Raw genomic sequence first — 18105 nt, 5'->3', positions numbered from 1 at the left:
CTGACCAAAACGAGCGCCATGAGAAAAACAAGGACCAGCCATTCCAACATGGCGATGGCTGGGGCATCGCGTATCTGGAGGATGCAGAATTAAAGATCTTTCGCTCGCCCAAAGCGGTCTATGACGATCCCCAGATCGACCAATTCCGAAATTTGCCGACCAGGTTGCTGCTGCTCCACGCCCGCAAGGCGTCCAAAGGCCACGTGGAGCTGCGCAACGTCCATCCGTTCCAGTGCCAGTTCCATGGCCGACGCTATGTCTTTTGCCACAACGGCACCATCCATGATCCGTTGCCCTTCGACGGGGAGCTTCGCCCCATTAGTGACACAGATTCGGAGCGGCTGTTTTTTTACCTGCTCAGCGGCACCCAGGCTCAGCCCTCGCCAGCTTCGATGCGGGCTAAATTAGCCGCACTTAACCGCTACACGGCTGCTAATTTTCTCATGACCGATGGGGAGACCGGCTTCGCCGGCAACTGGTACACTGAAAATCCGAATTATTACGCGATGAAGCTGCTGCAACGGCCTGGCCTGGTGGTGGTCGCTTCGGAAGTTTTGCCGCATTACAAAAACGATAATTGGAAAAAATTGGAGAACCGGGATATTGTTTCCATTCGAACAGACGACCTGGCGATTAAAATAGATTGAATTCGTTGAAACGAAATGATTTCAAGACTGATGCCAGCGCTTCAAGCGATGGCATCAGTTCCAAATAATTAATCTGTCATAGACGCCCGAATTCATTCGGGCGTCTATGAGAAACTCGCATCGCTATGAATAACCGTTTTAACGGTTTTAGTATTTTTTGAGCTTCAGTTGATGGTAAGGGCCAGCCGGTGGATTATCACAATAATCATCTTTATCCATTCATCCGCTTCGGTTGACGCCGAAAGCCGATTGGGGGATAGAATCAGTTCTTTGATGAGCTCAGAGAAAATTTTTACAAACCAGGTTTTTGAAAAGGCCTGGTTGGTTCAAATTCACTAAAAAAACGAGCCCATCACCCGCCAACTGGCGGATGACGGTCACGTAAACTGGAATCCAAATGAATTTATCATCATTGATAATCGCTGCAATCATTATTTACATCTTCGACATCTTCGCCCTGGTCTGGCTGAGCGTGCGGTTTGTCGGGATTAATCCGTTGCCGATAAAAGATATCGGAGTTTTGGGACTGGCGATCGTTCTGTTATCCTGGCTAATCGGGACAGCGCTGTATCATGTCCCGTTGGTGATCAAGCCATTTATTTTGCTTCTGGGGCTGGCGTTAATAATTGCCTTTTTTGTGGCAATCTTAGAGACGCAAACCATCAAAGCGGTGGCCGCTGGCTTATTTTTTCTGTTATGCCAGGCGGTGTTGTTTGTCGTGCTGCTGCGGCAGTTCTGGTCGGGAAATTTATTACAATTTATCAGGTATATGTTATTCGATTCGTTTTGAAAGGGTTGCTATTTTTGCTGACCGGTCGCTTGCAGCGAATGTTCAGAAAATGGCGGTATGGTCTTAAACGAAAGATGCCTGCATTCGCAGGCATGACATCGGCTTTCTTAAAATGGTCAAAAAGAGACAACAATTTTTTGGCTTAAACAATCAATTTGCTGATCATTATCCAATCTGATGTTAGCAAAACGGCTCTCATCAAAAGATGCCTGCATTCGGAGGCATGACATCGGCTTAAAGCTAATGGTGAGAAAAAGCGAATCACACCCAAGTTTGAACGATGAACCTATTGATCACTGGTCAACCTGGTGTTGGCAAAACCACTCTGATTCAAAGGGTCGTGGCAGAGGTGGGGCGTTCTTGTCAGGGATTTTATACTCAAGAAATTCGCAGCCGATCGGGTGGCAGAGTCGGCTTCGAGATCGTGACGCTGGACGGGCGAAGAGCGCTATTGGCCCATGTGGATCGCAGAACGCCCCAGCGCGTGGGCCGATACTTCGTTCAGTTGGAAAATATCGATCATGTCATCGTTCCGTGTTTGGAGGCAGCCATCGCCAGCGCTGAGTTGATCGTCATCGATGAGATCGGCAAGATGGAGCTGTTTTCGGTACAATTTCAGCAGGTGGTGCTGCGGGCGCTGGAGGCACCGCAACCAGTGCTGGGCAGCATTACACTGGCTGATTTACCGTTTGTCCGGCGTGTCAAATCCCGAGCCGATGTCCAATTGATCGCGTTGCGGCCAGATAATCGTGAACTGGTCTATCAGGAGATTCTGAAGCGCTTGATGAACAATTGAATCAGGGTTGATATTTTAGGTGGCAATCCGGGGTAAAATGAGGCAAAATGGAATGATTTTTAACAAGGAGATCAAACCAATGTCGGTTTCAGCTATTTGCCTTTATTGAAAGCTGGTGAATTTGCTCAACCTCAGAATGATTTGAATTACCTGAGTCATGACATGAGCAATGGAATTGCTATGGTATTAAAATTTGAACGATATTGTTTAGATCAGAAATGAGTAATCGGACAAAATAGAACGATCAGATCATGTTTGAAGTAGATCAAAACGGCCTCCGGATGAGCGAGTCCCAGCTCTATTTGGATGCCATGAAACGAGTGGAGCTATCGTTTGTCTCGCATGCGCACAGCGACCATGCCAGGCGACATGCTCAGGTTTTAGCCACGCCCGCGACCCTCAGCCTAATGCGCTTGCGGCATCGCAAGTTATCGGGCTGGCCAGTGGACTATCATCAACCGCAGCGTATGGGTGATTTTTCGATAGAGCTACTTCCTTCGGGGCACGTGTTGGGCTCGGCTCAAATTGCGATCGAACGGGCTGGAACGCGGCTGATTTATACTGGAGATTTCAAGCCGGGCAAAAATCAAACCGCGGTGACGCTAGAGGTGCGGCATGCCGATATCCTGATCATGGAAAGCACTTTTGGGGCGCCACAGTATGTGTTCCCGAAAGAATGGGAGATCATCGAGCGGCTGGCCCGCTTCATCGAAAGGTCTTTTCAGAACGGGATCGTGCCGATCGTCATGGGCTATGCGCTGGGCAAATCGCAAGAGGCGCTGAAAATTTTGGGGGACCTAAATTATCAGATCAGCATTCACCCTTCGATCCAGCCAATTGTGGAGATTTATGAGGAATATGGGATCCATTTCAAAAATTATCAAGTCTATCATGGCGAGGACCTGCGCGAGCGAGTTTTGTTATTACCACCGCATCTGTCGAATAGTCATCTGGTGAAAAATATCTGGCGCACGCGCAAGCTCATCCTCACTGGCTGGGCTGTTGATCCAGAGGCAAAATACCGCTACGGTGCGGACGAGGCCTTAGCGCTGAGCGACCATGCCGATTTCAACCAATTGCTGGAATTTGTCCATCAGGTGAGGCCGGAGAAGGTGTTCATCACTCATGGTTTCGATAGCTTTGTCCATCATTTGAGGCGAGAGGGGTTCAATGCCGAGTTGCTGCGGCCGACACCACAGCTTTCGTTATTTTGAAAAAAATTGGATTGAGGAAATTCAGCGCATTCGGCTGATCAGGAACAAAGGGATGGATTGCTATCTCCACAAGTATGATGATCTCATATTTTGAAATATTGAGCAGCGGCATTGAGAGGAGGGATGGTCTGCGATTTTTTTATGTGAAATTTTTTAAGGCAATAAAAGAGGCCACATTTAGCTTCGACAGAAGAATTTAGGGAGCGAACCTCTCGAGGTCCCGTAAAACCGTTATCAATACAATGAAAAAAGCTGACAATAAACGGCCAATTTGCTGATCTCGGTCGATAAATATTTTTTTCTTCTTTCGGCCATCTTGGCTCAAAAAGAGAAAATCGAAGTTAAATTAGAGATGCTGTTATCCATTTCGTTCGATAAAGTTGGAGATTGATTTGCTGGGCAATTTGTACCATATTTGAGCAAGACACAAAACTACCGTTGAATTCATGAACATTGAGAATTACATTTCGCCCGAGGCCATCGAATTCATTCGCACCGCGATCCAGGAAGCGGGCGGTAACGAAGTCTTTTTTGTGGGGAAGACCAATGATCTGCTGGTGGTTGAACAAGTCATGGTGATCGCTCGCGGTAATGAGTTTGCAGTGCCAGTGGTACGGGATATTGCAGCGCGCAGCGATGTGGTGATTCATAACCATCCATCCGGTGAGCTGACTCCCTCAACGAATGATATGGCCATTGCCCATGAGTTGGCGCGCGATGAGGTGGCCAGCTATATTGTCAACAATGAGGTTGACAGAATTTATGTGGTGATCGAACCGTTTCGCCGGGAAGAGGAGGTGACGCTTGACCGGCAGAGCATGGTCTCGCTTTTATCGCCTGGAGGGATCGTTGCGAAAAAGTTGCATGGTTATGAGCATCGACCTCAGCAATTGGCGATGATCAATAAAGTGGCAGAGGCATTCAATCAAAAGAAAATTGCCTTAATCGAGGCGGGGACAGGAGTCGGAAAGTCTTTAGCCTATCTGATCCCAGCGATCCATTGGGCGACCGAGAACAAGGAGCGGTGCGTTATTTCCACCAATACGATAAATTTGCAGGAACAACTGATTAAGAAAGATATTCCGTTTTTGAAAAAGGCTTTGGGGATCGAGTTTGAATCGGTGTTGGTTAAAGGGCGCGGCAATTATATTTGTTTGCGGAAGATTAAATTGCTGGAGACTGGGCAACAGGAACTGATCGAACCTGAGCATCGACAGGAGTTGCAATCCATTATCGAATGGTCGAAAGTGACAAAAGATGGGAGTCGCTCCGATTTAAATTTTGTCCCGAGCAGCGCAGTGTGGGAGGAAGTTTGTTCGGAGAGTGACAGTTGTTTGCGGTCGCGCTGCGAGTTTTTCCAGCAATGCTTTGTGAGCAAAGCCCGTCGCCAAGCGAATCGGGCGCATATCCTGGTGGTAAACCATCATCTTTTGTTCGCAGATCTGGCGGTCCAAGCTGCAGGCGCGGATGTGGCGGTGCTACCTCGCTATCATCATATTGTGTTCGATGAAGCGCACAATATCGAAGACGTGGCGACGGACTATTTCGGAGCCGGGATTACGAGGACAGGTATTGCGCGCATCGTCCGAAGGCTTTATGGTCAGATTGAGAACAAGCCTTCCGGCTTGCTTACGCTATTCATCAAAAAATTAGGGGCGGAACATATCAGAACTCAAAGACAGGAATTTAGGGCTGCCATCGATCAGATCGAAATGGAGCTGATCCCGCGGTGCGACACCATTTTGCAATTCAACGACGAAGTGATGACGAGTCTGGGGCAGTTGGTTCAAGAGCACAATGATAGCTGGCAGTCCGAGGCCAAATTGCGGATCAATTCAAAAATCCGAGAGACAGAACTCTGGAAGTCGGAGTTGGTACCGCAATTTAAGAATTTTGTGGATTTGCTGAGGCGGTTTTGCTCGGACCTATCGAGCGTCATCGAGAAGGTCGAGAGCGTCGATATAGGGTTGGATACGGAGATCATTTACACAATCATCGATCTGAAAACCCAAAACAATCGGCTGCTTGAGGTGAGCGATGTGATCGAGCATGTTATTTTGAAGGATGACGACGTGCATGTTCGCTGGGCCGAGATGCAGAAGCGCCGGTTTTCAAAGGACATCGTCCGTTTGAAGAGCGCACCGCTTGAGATCGCCGAGCCGATGAACGAATTGGTCTATAAGAATTACAAGACCATCATCATGACTTCGGCAACGCTTACGATTTCAGGGACTCCGGGCGTGAGTGAATTTTCATATCTGATCAGGCAGTTGGGGCTTAATCTGGTGGAGCGCTCGCGATTGATCACAGCGAAGATCCCTGGATCGTTCGATTACAAGCGCCAGGCAATCCTCGCCATTCCCCTGGACCTCCCAAATCCAGATGCTCGCGAATTTGCTGAAGTGGTTTCCGATGCGATCCTCGAGGCCCTAAAGGTATCCCAAGGACGTGCGTTTGTTTTATTCACATCCTACGGATTGCTCAACATCGTCCATCAAAAATTAGAGCCTGCGCTGAACCAAATGGGGATCACCGCGCTGAAACAAGGGCAGCAGAACCGACATGAGCTCCTGGAGCATTTCAAAAGGGACAAGACCTCGGTGCTGTTCGGAACCGATAGCTTCTGGCAAGGTGTTGATGTCGAAGGAGATGCGTTGGAGAACGTGATCATTACCAAATTGCCGTTCAAGGTACCTTCCGAGCCGATCATCGAGGCTCGGGTCGAGGCGATCGAGCGCCGTGGAGGAAATGCCTTTATGGAATATTCCTTGCCCCAGGCAGTGATCAAATTAAAACAGGGGTTCGGCCGGCTAATCCGTAAGAGGACCGACATCGGCTCGGTATTTATTTTTGATAAGCGCATCATCGAAAAGTACTATGGCAAAATGTTCCTCCAATCGCTACCAGAATGTCAACTTGCCCAGGGGAAACTCAGCGACGTCCTGGCCCAAGTCCACCAATTCTTTGTTTCCCACCGAAAATAATGCTGGCTGACGACCTTTCATCATGTACAACTGAAGCGGTTGGATTGATATCGATGATTATTTGGAATGGTGCGGAAAGTGCTGTGGCTACCTATGCGAAGGTTGGTTAAATCATTACGATGCCTTAAAGCTGTTGAGCAGGCACGGTTGAACCATTTGAGAGGCCCAAAAAATAGTTTTGGGTTATTTCCTGCGTACACTCGCTCCTATCAGGTTCTCACTTCAAGAATCCCTTGCTATCCAAGTACGCCTCGCATCGGGTAATGATGCCGGCGTCGTTGCCATGCTCGTCAAATTGAAGGGTGAGATAAGGTTTTTGGCCGGCTTCGCGGATGTAATGCTTAATATAAGAGTCTGGGCCGCATTTGAAATTAGTGATATAGATGAGATGGAAGTCAGGGAATTGGCTGCTCCAACGGGCAGCTTGCAGGATCTTCCGGCCATAGTTCCAGTACATGTTGGGGTTGAGATCGGAAATATCGATATGGTCGATATCCAAAAAGTCCAGAGGGATCACATTTACGCCGTAATTCAACCGGAGCTTATTGGGGACATTGAGATTGACAATTTTATCATAGATGTTATAGGGGCGACCGAGCAGGATAATAGCCTTTTCGCGCTGTTGCAGGAGGATGGAGATCGCCTGCTGGCCAGCCTGTTTGAGCTGAGAGAGAAATTCCCGCCAGGCCTGATAAGCCAATTCGATCGCCTGGTCGCTTTGTTTTGGGCCAATGCCGAGCTGTTTGGCCAGCTTGCGGAATTGGCGTTTGACCGCCTCCATGCCCTGACGGTAGCGAATATTGGGCGAAAGGATGCGATCGCGGATCGATAGAAATGCCGGGGTCGCTCGAATGACAAAGCATAGGGTTTGTCCCCATGGACAGAAAAATGAATTGGTTTCAGACCAATTGGTTTCCGCATCGACGATATTGGGCAGAAAGATAAAATCGACGCCTTTTTCGATCAGGTTCTGGATATGGCCGTGCGCCACAGTAATGGGAAAGCAAGGTTCGGCTACCCTGGATTCCACGCCTTTGATAACGATCGGGCGATTGGTTTCATCGGATATGGTGACTTGAAAACCAAGGGCTTCAAAATAAGTGCGCCAAAACGGGAATTGATCGTACCAATAAAGGCTGCGAGGGATCCCAATCCGTCGCGATCCTGGCCGATCCTGGTGGTAATTATGAAGCAGCAGCGTCTCGCGAAGTTTGATCAGATCTTCGATCACTGGCTGGCGGGGCAACTTCACTGCTTTGCGATAGCGCTCTGCACATTTATCGCCCCAATAGGTCTTTTGACCCTGGACAGTGAACTCTTGGATATCGCAGAAGTTGGTGCATCCTTGGCAACTAAACGCGCGGAGCCGGTACTCCACCTGATCCAGATTATAGCCGCGGAAATTCGTGGTTTGTCCTTTGCGCTGAATTTTCTCCCGAGCCAGTAACGCTACGCCGATGGCGCCCAGCAGCCCGTTGAACGGCGGCACGATGATCTGTTTATTCAGCACGGTTGCAAAAGCGGCCGCTACTGCATCATTATAGGCTGTGCCGCCCTGAAAATAGATTACATTCCCGATCTTTCTGCCGCGAACCACCCGATTCAGATAATTGGTGACGATGGAATAGGCCAGGCCAGCCACGATGTCCTTCTTTTCGGCTCCTTGTTGTAAAAAAGGGACGATCTCCTTTTCCATGAATACCGTGCAGCGTTCGCCCAATCGGATTGGATGTTCCGATTCGAAGGCCAATTGGGCGAACTCTTGCTGGATATTAATCCCTAATTTTTCGGCTTGTTCCTCTAAAAAAGAACCTGTGCCGGCAGCGCAGGCCTCATTCATGGTGAAATCCACCACCACGCCGTCTTCAATTGAGATGAACTTTGAGTCTTGGCCGCCAATATCGAAAATGGTATCCACCATTTTTTCAGTATAATTTCGACTAATATACATAGCCCCAGTTTTATGCGCAGTGATTTCATCTTTGATGATATCGGCATTGACCAATTGGCCGATCAGTTCCCGTCCTGAACCAGTAGTCCCAACAGCCTTAATCTCAATGATATCGCCCAACTCATGTTCAATTTCTTGCAGGCCTTTTTTGACGACCTCGATCGGTCGAGCCATTGTTTTGGTATAGATGCCTTTGATCAAATTTCCTTGCTCATCGATTACCGCCAGCTTGGTGGTAACAGAACCGATATCGATGCCCAGATAGGCAGGGACTTTGCGGTCCAGGGCCGTAACTTTTCGCATGCTGACCAGATCGCGCAACAGCAATAAATTATCTTTTTTAAGCGGGGCTAATCGATCGAACTGTTTGATCGAAATCTTCAACCGATCGAGCGATCGCAAGATATGAACTTTGGTTTTGTTGGTTTGATGATCAAGCGAAATTATAGCGGAGCCAATGGCACCCATCCAGTGATGCAGTCGAGGAACGATTAGATCGGAATTATCGAGGTCGAGAATTTGTCCCAATGCCTGAACGATTCCTTTATTGGCCGCAACGCCGCCGATAAAGGCTACGGGGGGAACGATTGGCTTGCCTTTGATGATCGTCCCTTTAAAATTTCTCACGACGGCCAAACAGAGGCCTTTGAGGATTTCTGGGGGCTGGAAGCCTTTTTGCTGGGCGTGGATCATGTCGGACTTGGCAAATACCGAGCAGCGACCGGCGATGTTCGCTGGCTTCCCACCCTGAATGACAATATCGCCAACGGATTCAATAGGGAACAATAATCGAGAAGCTTGTTGATCCAGAAATGACCCAGTGCCAGCGGCACAGTCGCCATTCACTTCATAGTCGCGGAGCGCCGCGCCTTGAGGATGAGGATCCAAAAGAATGTACTTAGAGCTATCGCCTCCCATTTCAATAACAGTTCGCACTTCGGGATGCAGGAAGCCGACTGCGCGAGCGATACCGAGAAATTCATTGATCCATGGAAGCTCGAGTCGTTGGGAAATTAATTTTCCAGCAATGCCAGTGACCGCAAGGTTGATAAAAAAATGCGCTGGCATTTTTTCGAGAATAGGGCGGAGCAGCGCAATGGTGGCAGCGATCGGCTCCCCATACAAGCGACGATAGCGGGAAAAGGCAATGAGATACGACTTACCAACCCGCTGAAACGTTATGAGCTCTGGCTCGAACAGGTCGGAGCACTGCTGCTGCAGTTCCGAAATCATCTGACGATGAATTATCGGAGCGATCATCGCCAGCTTAATGCTCACCGAACCGATATCCAGGCCGATCCAGATGCGATTTTGATCGTCAGACACAATGCGCTCCTCCTCCAAAAGCTTCTGCGGAATGATCAAATTAAGAAAAGGCGATTGTCACCCTTGCCAAACGAGATGTGCTTGTTGCTTTAAGAATCGCAAATTACTTCTTATTGTAAAAATTGAAAGTCAACTAGGTCATGTCATTTCTGCGAATACAAAAATCGCGTTATAACCCGATACTTCACTCATGCGAAAAATTTGCAACCATTGACCAAGCCCTGACAATAAAACAAAAAGGAAACCGATGATGCCTGATTTCCTTTTTTTGTGGATATTAAATTGTTAGCGATGCTCAAGCCAGCGCAAGAAAATCCAGCAACGAATCGCCCGATTTCAGCATGATGGGACAGATGTAAAGTTCTCCTTTGGGTGTTGGCTGTGCTGTTACCATCAGCGCACTAATTGGGTGTTCCACGCAGAGCTCGCGCAGAAATTGAGTGTATCGGTTATCACCACTCCCACGACCTAACAGTCGCTTTTGAACTTCTAAGAAGTCCTTTTCAGTTTTAGCCTCTTTTTGCAGCGCAATAGCCTGATGATAATTCTCCACAAACTCTTGGTATCGTTCTATGCCGCCGGAGAGACGGATAGCCAACTGCCTTAGCAAAATTCGCTTCACTTTGCTGCTGGGAAGGGCGCCGATGATTTTGTCGGCAATCGTGCGGTCATCGAGCAAGAAATGGATGCCGAATTCCAATAGTTCTTTGACCAAAGCTAGTTCGACATATTTGGCATATTTTCTAGCGTTCTCAGCGTCTTCGAAGTGGAAATGCGGACCTAAAAGTTGAAATTGCTGGCCAAATGGATTTTTCAGTTTAACGGCCGGATAGATGATTTCTACCGCTTCATGAACCTTTGCCTCGATGGCGCTGTCACTCTCGCCTGCCGTTACCTCTTTCGATCGCAAAATTTGCAGGGCGCGTTCGAGCAATTCATTGACTTTTTTATCCAATTCCTTGACGGTTTTGAAAAAGGAATGCGCATCACGATAATGTCCAAATGTAAAAGCGCGTTCGCCCAATTCGATCAGCAACTGGCTGGGCAATGGAGATGGCTGTGCCCGAATCTGATCTCCAAATCGCTCGACGAGCATTTGATAGATGCGATCCAGCTCTTGTTGTTGCTGGAGGGAGAGTCGATCGATATTTAGCCAATTCCTTCCAGCAAATTTCCGCAGTGCCGCAATATCGCCCTTTTTAACAGAAAGATAGGCCTGCGAAGTTGGATTCATGAGCTGGTGCGGAATCGCATAATCCCCATAAAGATACGAGAAGCTCAGCAAGTGAAAGATCAGATCATAAGTATCTTTTATGGAATTGTAGTCCTTTTGCAATGATTAGGCTCCTTAAAATTTTGATTTTTGTTCAAAGCGACAGCAAATATAGCATAAGATATGATAAGAATCAAGGGAAAAATTTATTTCGCGCAACAATCATGTGGTCTTCCAAGCCCCTGTGTCGGAAGGGCAATGAAAATTTTAATTATTCCGTTTATGGTTTGATGGATATATGTGACAGGATCCTGGGACACATTCGAAAACAGATTTGGATGAAAAAATCAAGGCCATGCGAGGAGATCAGGATAGATTTTAAGAGTGTCCAAATTTTTAAAAGGGTCATTTTCATTCGTAACGATTCAGCCGCAAAATGGATCGAAGAAAACAAAACGGGTATAATAAACTGCAGCGGTGATGATTTTAGTCAGATTTTGGCAAGCGCTTCGTGATAAGATTTTCACTTCGGAAGGAATCTAAAATTTCATTGATTGATCCGAGTTAACAAAATGTATTGCAGGCACATATAAAAGTTCTTGACATTTTGATTTTTTTTTATTTTATTGAATTGACCAAATCAATTGGGTTTGCCAAAGCTGTCATTGGTTTCGCAATTGACTGGGAAAATGAATCTATCAAGGAGACCGCAATGGGTTTCATAACAGAACAACAGGAAGGGGTGACGATCATCAAGATCGCCCATGAGCGATTGGACTCCATGATTGCGCCCCAACTCAAATCCGAAATCCTGTTTCTGTCCAATGACGGGGTCGATAAAATTTTGATCGATCTTTCGGAGGTCCAATATGCTGATAGTTCGGGTTTGGGGGCTTTTTTGTTCGGCGTAAGACAGATGAAACGGATCGATGGCCAACTTAAGCTCTACGCAGCGAATGAAAAAATCATGAATCTGGTCAGGATCGCGCGTTTGGATAATGTGCTCATCAATTATCAGAATCGCGAGGAGGCATTGAGAAGTTTCAGCAGCGATCACCCATAAATTCCTTTTTTGGATGAAGAATTGATCAGGAGGTTTGGATATGGCATCACGAGCTGGCATCATGACCATGGTAACATTATTATTGACGAGCCTCGGCTTCGGCCAACAGGATGTGATCCGAGCAATAGAAGAAGCAAAGGGGCTCTATCTTGCCAAGCAAATTGCACCAGCAGCTAATGCACTTAGTACGGCGTTAGATTTGGTGAATAAAGAGATCATCGCTCAGGTGGAATCAGTTTTCCCCGAGCCATTAAAGGATTGGCGGCGCGATCTGCCGCTCAGCCGCATCACCCCGACCGCGTATACCACCAGTGTGGTGTCAAAATGTCGCTATTTTAAACAAGGCGGTGGGCAATCTGTTGAAATTGAGATCCAGACCAATGCGCCCCGAATTGCTAACATCAGAATGGCCTTTGCTAATCCAGCGATGGTGAAACAATTGGGCAACGGCTCCCGAATCATCACCGTCAGCGATTACAGTGCCATCGAACGTTATGATGGCGTGGATCGTTTCGCCGAGCTCATGATGGTTCCCACCCCCTCTATCCTGATTACTATTCGAGGCTACGAAATGAACGATGCCCAGGTGGTCACCAAATTTGCTGAAAGGTTCAATTGGAAATTGATCGAGCAGCTTTTTCCCTGAGCTCGTTAGGATGGTGGGGAGAAAGCGAGAATCATTTTTCTTCTTAAGCGCATTTCGCTTCCTTTGTATTAAGGTCAAATCGATCTGAAGCCCATTGCATACTTGTCAATTGAGTTGAAATTGGCAGTAATTACCATTTTGCCTGCGTTCGCGATTGTTTGAGCGCTCCAATGGTCTCCGGGCAAGCAAGGAATATTGAGAGAAAATTAAACAAAATGAACTTTCAGGCCTGCGGATGCAGGCATCTGTTTTTTGGTTGATCTCTGTGCTGAGGGCGAAAGATCATTATGAATTTATTTCGTGATCAGGAGTTATTCGACTGTGTTTAAAAATTAGATGCTCGAACAGAAATTCATTTAAAGATGTTTCGACGAAATGGCGATCAATAAAATTATCATTCTCCCCGAAGATTTGACCAATAAAATTGCCGCTGGTGAAGTGGTGGATCGTCCTGCTGCCATCGTTAAAGAATTGGTTGAAAATTCCATCGATGCTGGAGCCGATGAGATCACTGTGATCCTCAAAAACGGTGGCAAGACGCTGATTCAAGTGGTAGACAATGGCAGTGGGATGAGTCGCGAGGATGCCATTTTAGCGATTCAGCGGCATACTACCAGCAAAATCCATAGCTACGAAGATCTTCATAATATTCGGACTCTGGGATTCCGGGGGGAAGCGTTGGCAAGTATCGCTTCTGTATCCCGGATGGAGCTTTCGACAGTACTGAATCAACAGGATTCTGGCACTCGGATCAAGCTTGAAGGAGGAGTGGTTGAGGATATTGGTGCCTGCGCTGGAACTCGTGGCACAACTGTCGCGGTGAAAAACCTATTCTACAATACTCCGGCGCGCCGGAAATTTCTCAAGAGCGATGAAACCGAATATCGCTATGTTTTGGGAGTGATGCAACGATTTACTCTGGCGTATTTCCAAATCAGCTTCAAACTTTATCATAATGATCAATTGGTCTACGATCTCCAGCCAGCAGAGCCGAGCCAGCGGCTGATCGATGTGCTAGGCAACCGGTACAAAGATAAGCTGGTGCCTGTGGAAGATCAGGGCCCGATGCTGCAAATCTGGGGTTTTCTCGGCAACCAGGACAGCGCCCGAAAGTCCCGAGGAGATCAATTTCTATTTCTGAATGGTCGCTATATTGTCAATCGAGCGCTCAATCATGCGGTGGTATCCGCTTATGGTTCTATCATTCCTCATGGCAGTTTTCCGTTGTATGTGATCTTCTTAGAAATTGATCCGCGTCGGGTCGATGTCAATGTCCATCCCTCAAAGATGGAAGTGAAATTTGCTGATGAGCGATTGGTTTATGATCTGCTTCGTGCGGCTGTGAAGCGCGCACTGGCATCAGAGCAGATCATACCACCCTTGTCGGTCCAGCCATCTCAAGCGCCTCGAGGCATTCCCCCAGGCATCGATCAGTTATATCCCAGACAAACAGCTATTCCGCTGTATGGGCCACAGCCAACTGCAGAGCCGCGCCTCGATATTTCGAGCTCAGCAACGCCCGAGGTAACGAAGCCAGCGTCCATTTCCATGGCGCGAAAAGAGCCGAAATATGAACGGACCAATGTCTGGCAAGTTCATAATCAGTACATTGTATGTGAAATTAAAAGTGGGCTGATCGTTATCGATCAACATGTCGCGCACGAACGGATCCTCTATGAGCAGGCGTTGAAGAACTTTGAACAACGGCAACCCGCCTCCCAGCAGTTATTATTTCCTCAGGTCATTAATTTAACTCCTGACGATTTCTCTTATTTGACTGAGATTCTGCCGTATTTAGAACGGATCGGATTTGTGATCAAAGGATTTGGGGGCACTAGCGTGGTGCTTGAAGCTGTTCCATCGGGGTTAAAAATTGGCCGTCCCGAAACGATACTGAACGAGATCATTGATGAATTCAAAGCCAATCGGGGCAATAGTCTGGACATCCGAGATAACGTCGCCAAGTCGTTTGCCTGTCGCATGGCCGTCAAGAAGGGAGATCCGCTCAGCCGCGAAGAGATGAACCAGTTGATTGATCGTTTATTTGCCACACAAAGTCCCTATTTTTGCCCCCATGGTCGACCAGTGATCGTCACGCTTTCATTGGAGGAATTGGACAAACGGTTTGGAAGGATTTAGCTCGATCAAGATGATAAATAATTCGATGAGCGAAAGAAAGCTGCAAATCTCCCCGGCTGGCAGAGGTATCACTTTAAATAGCTCCAGTTTACACTTAGTCGAATTTTTGAACCATGAAGGAAAAAGTGCTCATTATTGTCGGTCCCACTGGCGTGGGAAAGACCAGCCTTTCGTTAGAACTGGCAGAGCGCTGGCGGAACGCCGAGATCATCTCCGCTGATTCCCGACAAGTTTATCGCTATCTCGACATTGGCACTGCCAAGCCAACGCCCCAGCAACGGGCCAAAATCCCTCATCACTTTATCGACATTATCAATCCTGATGAGTATTACAGTGCAGGACGCTATGGCCGTGAGGCGCGCCAACGCATTGAAGTGCTGCAATCCCAGGGAAAATCACCGATTGTCGTCGGAGGGTCTGGGCTCTACATTCGCGCCTTGGTGGATGGTTTTTTTGAAAGGCAAATTTACGATCAAAGCATCAAGGCGCGACTCAAACGGGAAATGAAAGAAAAGGGCCTTGCTCAACTTTATCAGCGCCTCCTCCAGGTGGACCCTATCGCTGCTGAAAAAATTCACCCCAATGACCATCATCGCATTATCCGTGCCTTGGAAGTTTATGAGCTCACTGGTGAGCCATTATCCACGTTCCAGGCACAGGCCAGCCAGAGGGCTGAGTTTGAACCAGTGTTCATCGGATTAACGCGAGAGCGAAACCGGCTCTATCAAATGATCGAACAGCGGGTCGATGAGATGTTGCAACAAGGCCTTGTTGCGGAAGTCAAGCATTTAATTTCTATGGGCTATCATCCTCAATTGAATAGCCTGCAAACTGTGGGCTATCGGGAGGTATTCTTATATCTGGATGGTCATTTTGATTTTGACACGATGGTGAAGCTGATCAAACAACGGACTCGCAATTACGCCAAACGACAATTGACTTGGTTCCGAAAGGACCCACGCATTCTTTGGCTGGATCTTGATCAATTTGTGGATTGGAAAAGCATCTGTGATGCAATCGAGCGGTTGCTTTTGCAAACAGGGGCTTGAAGACCAAGAAGGGCGAAATCAAGCCATAATGACGATTTGAAAAAAGTAAGAGGATCAAATCGATCGATCCAAAGACGTCCCAGTCATTCATGCCTTTGAATGGCTCAAAATCACGGACATAAATTTGGCTGTTCCTGGAGCATGGGGTCCATAAATCCATCGTGGGGTGCTATGTCGAGCCATAAGCTTAACCGAAAAATGATGGGTCACTGGAATCTGGTTTTTGATGGATGTGAACCAACCCGCTCAGCGGTCGATGATTTGTTCTAATTTGCCGTTGATATCCAGCGCGGCTGGTTGGCCGCTACCGCGATACAGCAAGCGTTTTCCTTGTCTGGTTCGTTGGAAGAGCGCTATTTTCACTGAAGAGTTGAGAGTTTCGTAGACTCGCTGCACCATGTGATTGGAGTATGGCGCATGCAAAATTCCGCCCGAGGTTCGCTTTGCGCTAACCGAGAGTGAAAAATTTCGATCGCTTACCTGAAAATACAATTGCCTGCGGCTCAGATTCAGAGCGGTTAATTTCGCCCCAGTATAGGTGGCGAAGCGATACAAACGATTGTTAAACCACAAGCCGATAATAAATCCTCGGAACGAACGAGAAAACCATGGGATATTCGCGATTGAGGCCATCAGGCTGACGTTTTGTTGATCAAAATGATTGGATTGCAGCCAGACATAGGCGCTGGGGAACGATCGACCCCAATCTTTCTCAATATAGCCCCGGCCCTGATCGAACGAAACGGGGACGCCGTTGATTATCAGCGTCCCGCGGAGCTGATGATCGAAGCTGAGCACTCCGTGGAAGCATTCCATGAATGGGACAAAAGCATACCATCCCATGGCTCCTGGCGACCAGAGCTTTACAGGCCATGGGGACAGCGGACCAAACTCTAATTGGCCTGTTACAACCAGTTGATTAGATCTAATATCAAGCTGGCAGTATTGAGAAGTAAAATGGTTGTTTGCTATTTGGATATCCAGCTTATCGGCGGCAGCATGGAATTGGCCCGTTTGAAATCGAATGTAGTCGGATTGATGGGTTTGACCATCGAGGATTTGAATGAAGCTGTGGGGATCTTCTCCCAACGAGATGCCAGGGATGAAGGCGTAGCTATGCTGTCGGGAATGGTCCACAAATTTGAAGAACCACCCCTCAAAGAAATGATGACGACTATCCATTCTGCCGTGAAATCCAGCAGGTCGCCATATCTGAAAAAAATGAGCCATTGCAACTCCAACCGAGAGCCTATCAGAAAACTTTTTTATGTCTTATCAGTTTAACAAAAAAGTAATGAAAATAGTTGAAGAAAGCAATGTATTTTTAAGAGGGAAACAAAGTGGCATCTCCATATCCAAATATCTTTCAAATGGCGCGCGCACCGTTCCTGTCGTCGATCCTCTCCCCTTTGATTGCAGGAACGCTACTTGCCGTCGTTATCAATCAGAAGATGAATGTTTTGGGCTTTTTAATCGTCTTAATCATTGGCATCGGTTTACACGTTGCTACCAACGTATACAACGATATCTATGATACCAAACAGGGAACAGACCGAGTAAATGTCCATCGGAATCCGTTCAGCGGCGGGTCTGGCATTTTGGTCCGATATCCCGAAATGATTTCCCGAATGTATTGGTTGGCTCGGGCGGGTTTGCTTATCGCGCTCGTGGCAACCATTGCGTTGACGCTGGTGATCGATCGGACCCATTGGCCCTATCTATGGGCATTATATTTATTCGCTGCGTTTCTCAGCAAATACTACACGGCAGCGCCAATCAAATTAGCATATCGGGGATTGGGTGAGCTCGCAGTATGGTTTGCATTTGGGCCGATGGCTATTTTGATTGCAGCAGTGAGCCAAAATTTGAACTTTCACCCAATAATTGTTTTAGCGATGCCAATTACTGGCATTAGCACGTTGTCGATTCTTTTGTTGGGCCAAATGATCGATCGGGATGCTGATCGGGCGGCTGGTAAATGGGGCAGTGCCGTCCGATTGGGCAATCGAACTACCAGCATGATTTACTTGGTGGTTCAGATGCTGCTCATGATGAATGTCGGCCTGTTGGCGTATAAATTAAAAACCAATGGTTGGATCTTATTAATCACATGGCTGCCATATTTGCTCATTTTGCCCAGGATCGCTGGCATCCTAAAACGTCATTCTGATGAACCGAATGAGCTGAAAGCCGCAGCTCAACTAAATGTACAGCTTCATTTGGTCTTTTCTATGTTGTTGAGCTTATCGATCGCCATTACTTGGCTTATTGGATAAGCGATTTTCGC

13 protein-coding genes are annotated in these 18105 nt (G+C 47.4%); 10 read left to right on the top strand and 3 right to left on the bottom strand.

The features are described from left to right. The 5 genes from ONB37_15640 to ONB37_15620 all read left to right on the top strand — a co-directional run. Positions 1 to 647: class II glutamine amidotransferase (locus ONB37_15640; protein MDZ7401588.1), on the top strand; the 647-nt coding region annotated here is incomplete at its 5' end. A 397-nt stretch (positions 648 to 1044) separates the two neighbouring features. Then, positions 1045 to 1437 carry a hypothetical protein gene (locus ONB37_15635; GenBank protein ID MDZ7401587.1) on the top strand — a complete coding sequence of 131 codons (393 nt, stop codon included), beginning with the start codon at positions 1045 to 1047 and terminating at the stop codon, positions 1435 to 1437. Positions 1438 to 1717: 280 nt separating this feature from the next. After that, positions 1718 to 2233 (top strand): NTPase, encoded by a 516-nt coding sequence (locus ONB37_15630; protein ID MDZ7401586.1) that lies wholly within the window; start codon positions 1718 to 1720, stop codon positions 2231 to 2233. A 251-nt stretch (positions 2234 to 2484) separates the two neighbouring features. Beyond that, positions 2485 to 3447, top strand: a complete 963-nt coding sequence (locus ONB37_15625) for an MBL fold metallo-hydrolase (protein MDZ7401585.1) — start codon at positions 2485 to 2487, stop codon at positions 3445 to 3447. Positions 3448 to 3893: 446 nt separating this feature from the next. After that, the gene (locus tag ONB37_15620; protein MDZ7401584.1) at positions 3894 to 6431 is read left to right on the top strand and encodes a DEAD/DEAH box helicase; all 2538 of its coding nucleotides are present in this window, start codon (positions 3894 to 3896) and stop codon (positions 6429 to 6431) included. 217 nt (positions 6432 to 6648) lie between these two features. Here ONB37_15620 and ONB37_15615 read toward each other — a convergent pair whose 3' ends face one another. Both ONB37_15615 and ONB37_15610 read right to left on the bottom strand, forming a co-directional pair. Next, entirely contained in the window at positions 6649 to 9708 is a 3060-nt protein-coding gene (locus ONB37_15615) for an acyl-CoA dehydratase activase (GenBank protein MDZ7401583.1), read from the bottom strand. A gap of 295 nt (positions 9709 to 10003) precedes the next feature. Further along, the gene (locus ONB37_15610; protein ID MDZ7401582.1) at positions 10004 to 11044 is read right to left on the bottom strand and encodes a hypothetical protein; all 1041 of its coding nucleotides are present in this window, start codon (positions 11042 to 11044) and stop codon (positions 10004 to 10006) included. 589 nt (positions 11045 to 11633) lie between these two features. Here ONB37_15610 and ONB37_15605 point away from each other — a divergent pair. The 4 genes from ONB37_15605 to miaA all read left to right on the top strand — a co-directional run bounded on the left by ONB37_15605 (position 11634) and on the right by miaA (position 15818). After that, positions 11634 to 11984, top strand: a complete 351-nt coding sequence (locus ONB37_15605; GenBank protein ID MDZ7401581.1) for an STAS domain-containing protein — start codon at positions 11634 to 11636, stop codon at positions 11982 to 11984. A 40-nt stretch (positions 11985 to 12024) separates the two neighbouring features. After that, a complete protein-coding gene (locus ONB37_15600; protein ID MDZ7401580.1) occupies positions 12025 to 12630 on the top strand; it encodes a hypothetical protein in 606 nt (201 codons plus the stop codon). Between the two features lie 375 nt (positions 12631 to 13005). Further along, complete coding sequence (mutL, locus tag ONB37_15595; GenBank protein MDZ7401579.1) at positions 13006 to 14769, top strand: DNA mismatch repair endonuclease MutL; 1764 nt, start codon at positions 13006 to 13008, stop codon at positions 14767 to 14769. Between the two features lie 113 nt (positions 14770 to 14882). Continuing rightward, positions 14883 to 15818, top strand: coding sequence for a tRNA (adenosine(37)-N6)-dimethylallyltransferase MiaA (gene miaA, locus ONB37_15590; GenBank protein MDZ7401578.1), 936 nt, complete (start codon positions 14883 to 14885; stop codon positions 15816 to 15818). Positions 15819 to 16064: 246 nt separating this feature from the next. Here the strand turns inward: miaA and ONB37_15585 are convergent, their stop codons facing one another. Next, positions 16065 to 17048 (bottom strand): tocopherol cyclase family protein, encoded by a 984-nt coding sequence (locus ONB37_15585; protein ID MDZ7401577.1) that lies wholly within the window; start codon positions 17046 to 17048, stop codon positions 16065 to 16067. A 110-nt stretch (positions 17049 to 17158) separates the two neighbouring features. Between ONB37_15585 and ONB37_15580 the strand changes: the two genes are divergently transcribed. Further along, a complete protein-coding gene (locus ONB37_15580) occupies positions 17159 to 18094 on the top strand; it encodes a prenyltransferase (GenBank protein ID MDZ7401576.1) in 936 nt (311 codons plus the stop codon). Positions 18095 to 18105 lie beyond the last annotated feature (11 nt).

This window comes from candidate division KSB1 bacterium (assembly GCA_034506395.1).
Lineage (GTDB): Bacteria > Zhuqueibacterota > Zhuqueibacteria > Thermofontimicrobiales > Thermofontimicrobiaceae > Thermofontimicrobium.
Note: the sequence above shows the minus strand (reverse complement) of the source record. Positions and strands in the feature narration are given on the sequence as shown.

Coding starts and splice junctions, on each gene's coding strand:
- ONB37_15585 (MDZ7401577.1), bottom strand. CDS start 17,048: ATGGCTCATTTTTTTCAGATATGGCGACCTGCTGGATTTCACGGCAGA.
- ONB37_15635 (MDZ7401587.1), top strand. CDS start 1,045: ATGAATTTATCATCATTGATAATCGCTGCAATCATTATTTACATCTTC.
- ONB37_15605 (MDZ7401581.1), top strand. CDS start 11,634: ATGGGTTTCATAACAGAACAACAGGAAGGGGTGACGATCATCAAGATC.
- ONB37_15630 (MDZ7401586.1), top strand. CDS start 1,718: ATGAACCTATTGATCACTGGTCAACCTGGTGTTGGCAAAACCACTCTG.
- ONB37_15600 (MDZ7401580.1), top strand. CDS start 12,025: ATGGCATCACGAGCTGGCATCATGACCATGGTAACATTATTATTGACG.
- ONB37_15625 (MDZ7401585.1), top strand. CDS start 2,485: ATGTTTGAAGTAGATCAAAACGGCCTCCGGATGAGCGAGTCCCAGCTC.
- miaA (MDZ7401578.1), top strand. CDS start 14,883: ATGAAGGAAAAAGTGCTCATTATTGTCGGTCCCACTGGCGTGGGAAAG.
- mutL (MDZ7401579.1), top strand. CDS start 13,006: ATGGCGATCAATAAAATTATCATTCTCCCCGAAGATTTGACCAATAAA.
- ONB37_15620 (MDZ7401584.1), top strand. CDS start 3,894: ATGAACATTGAGAATTACATTTCGCCCGAGGCCATCGAATTCATTCGC.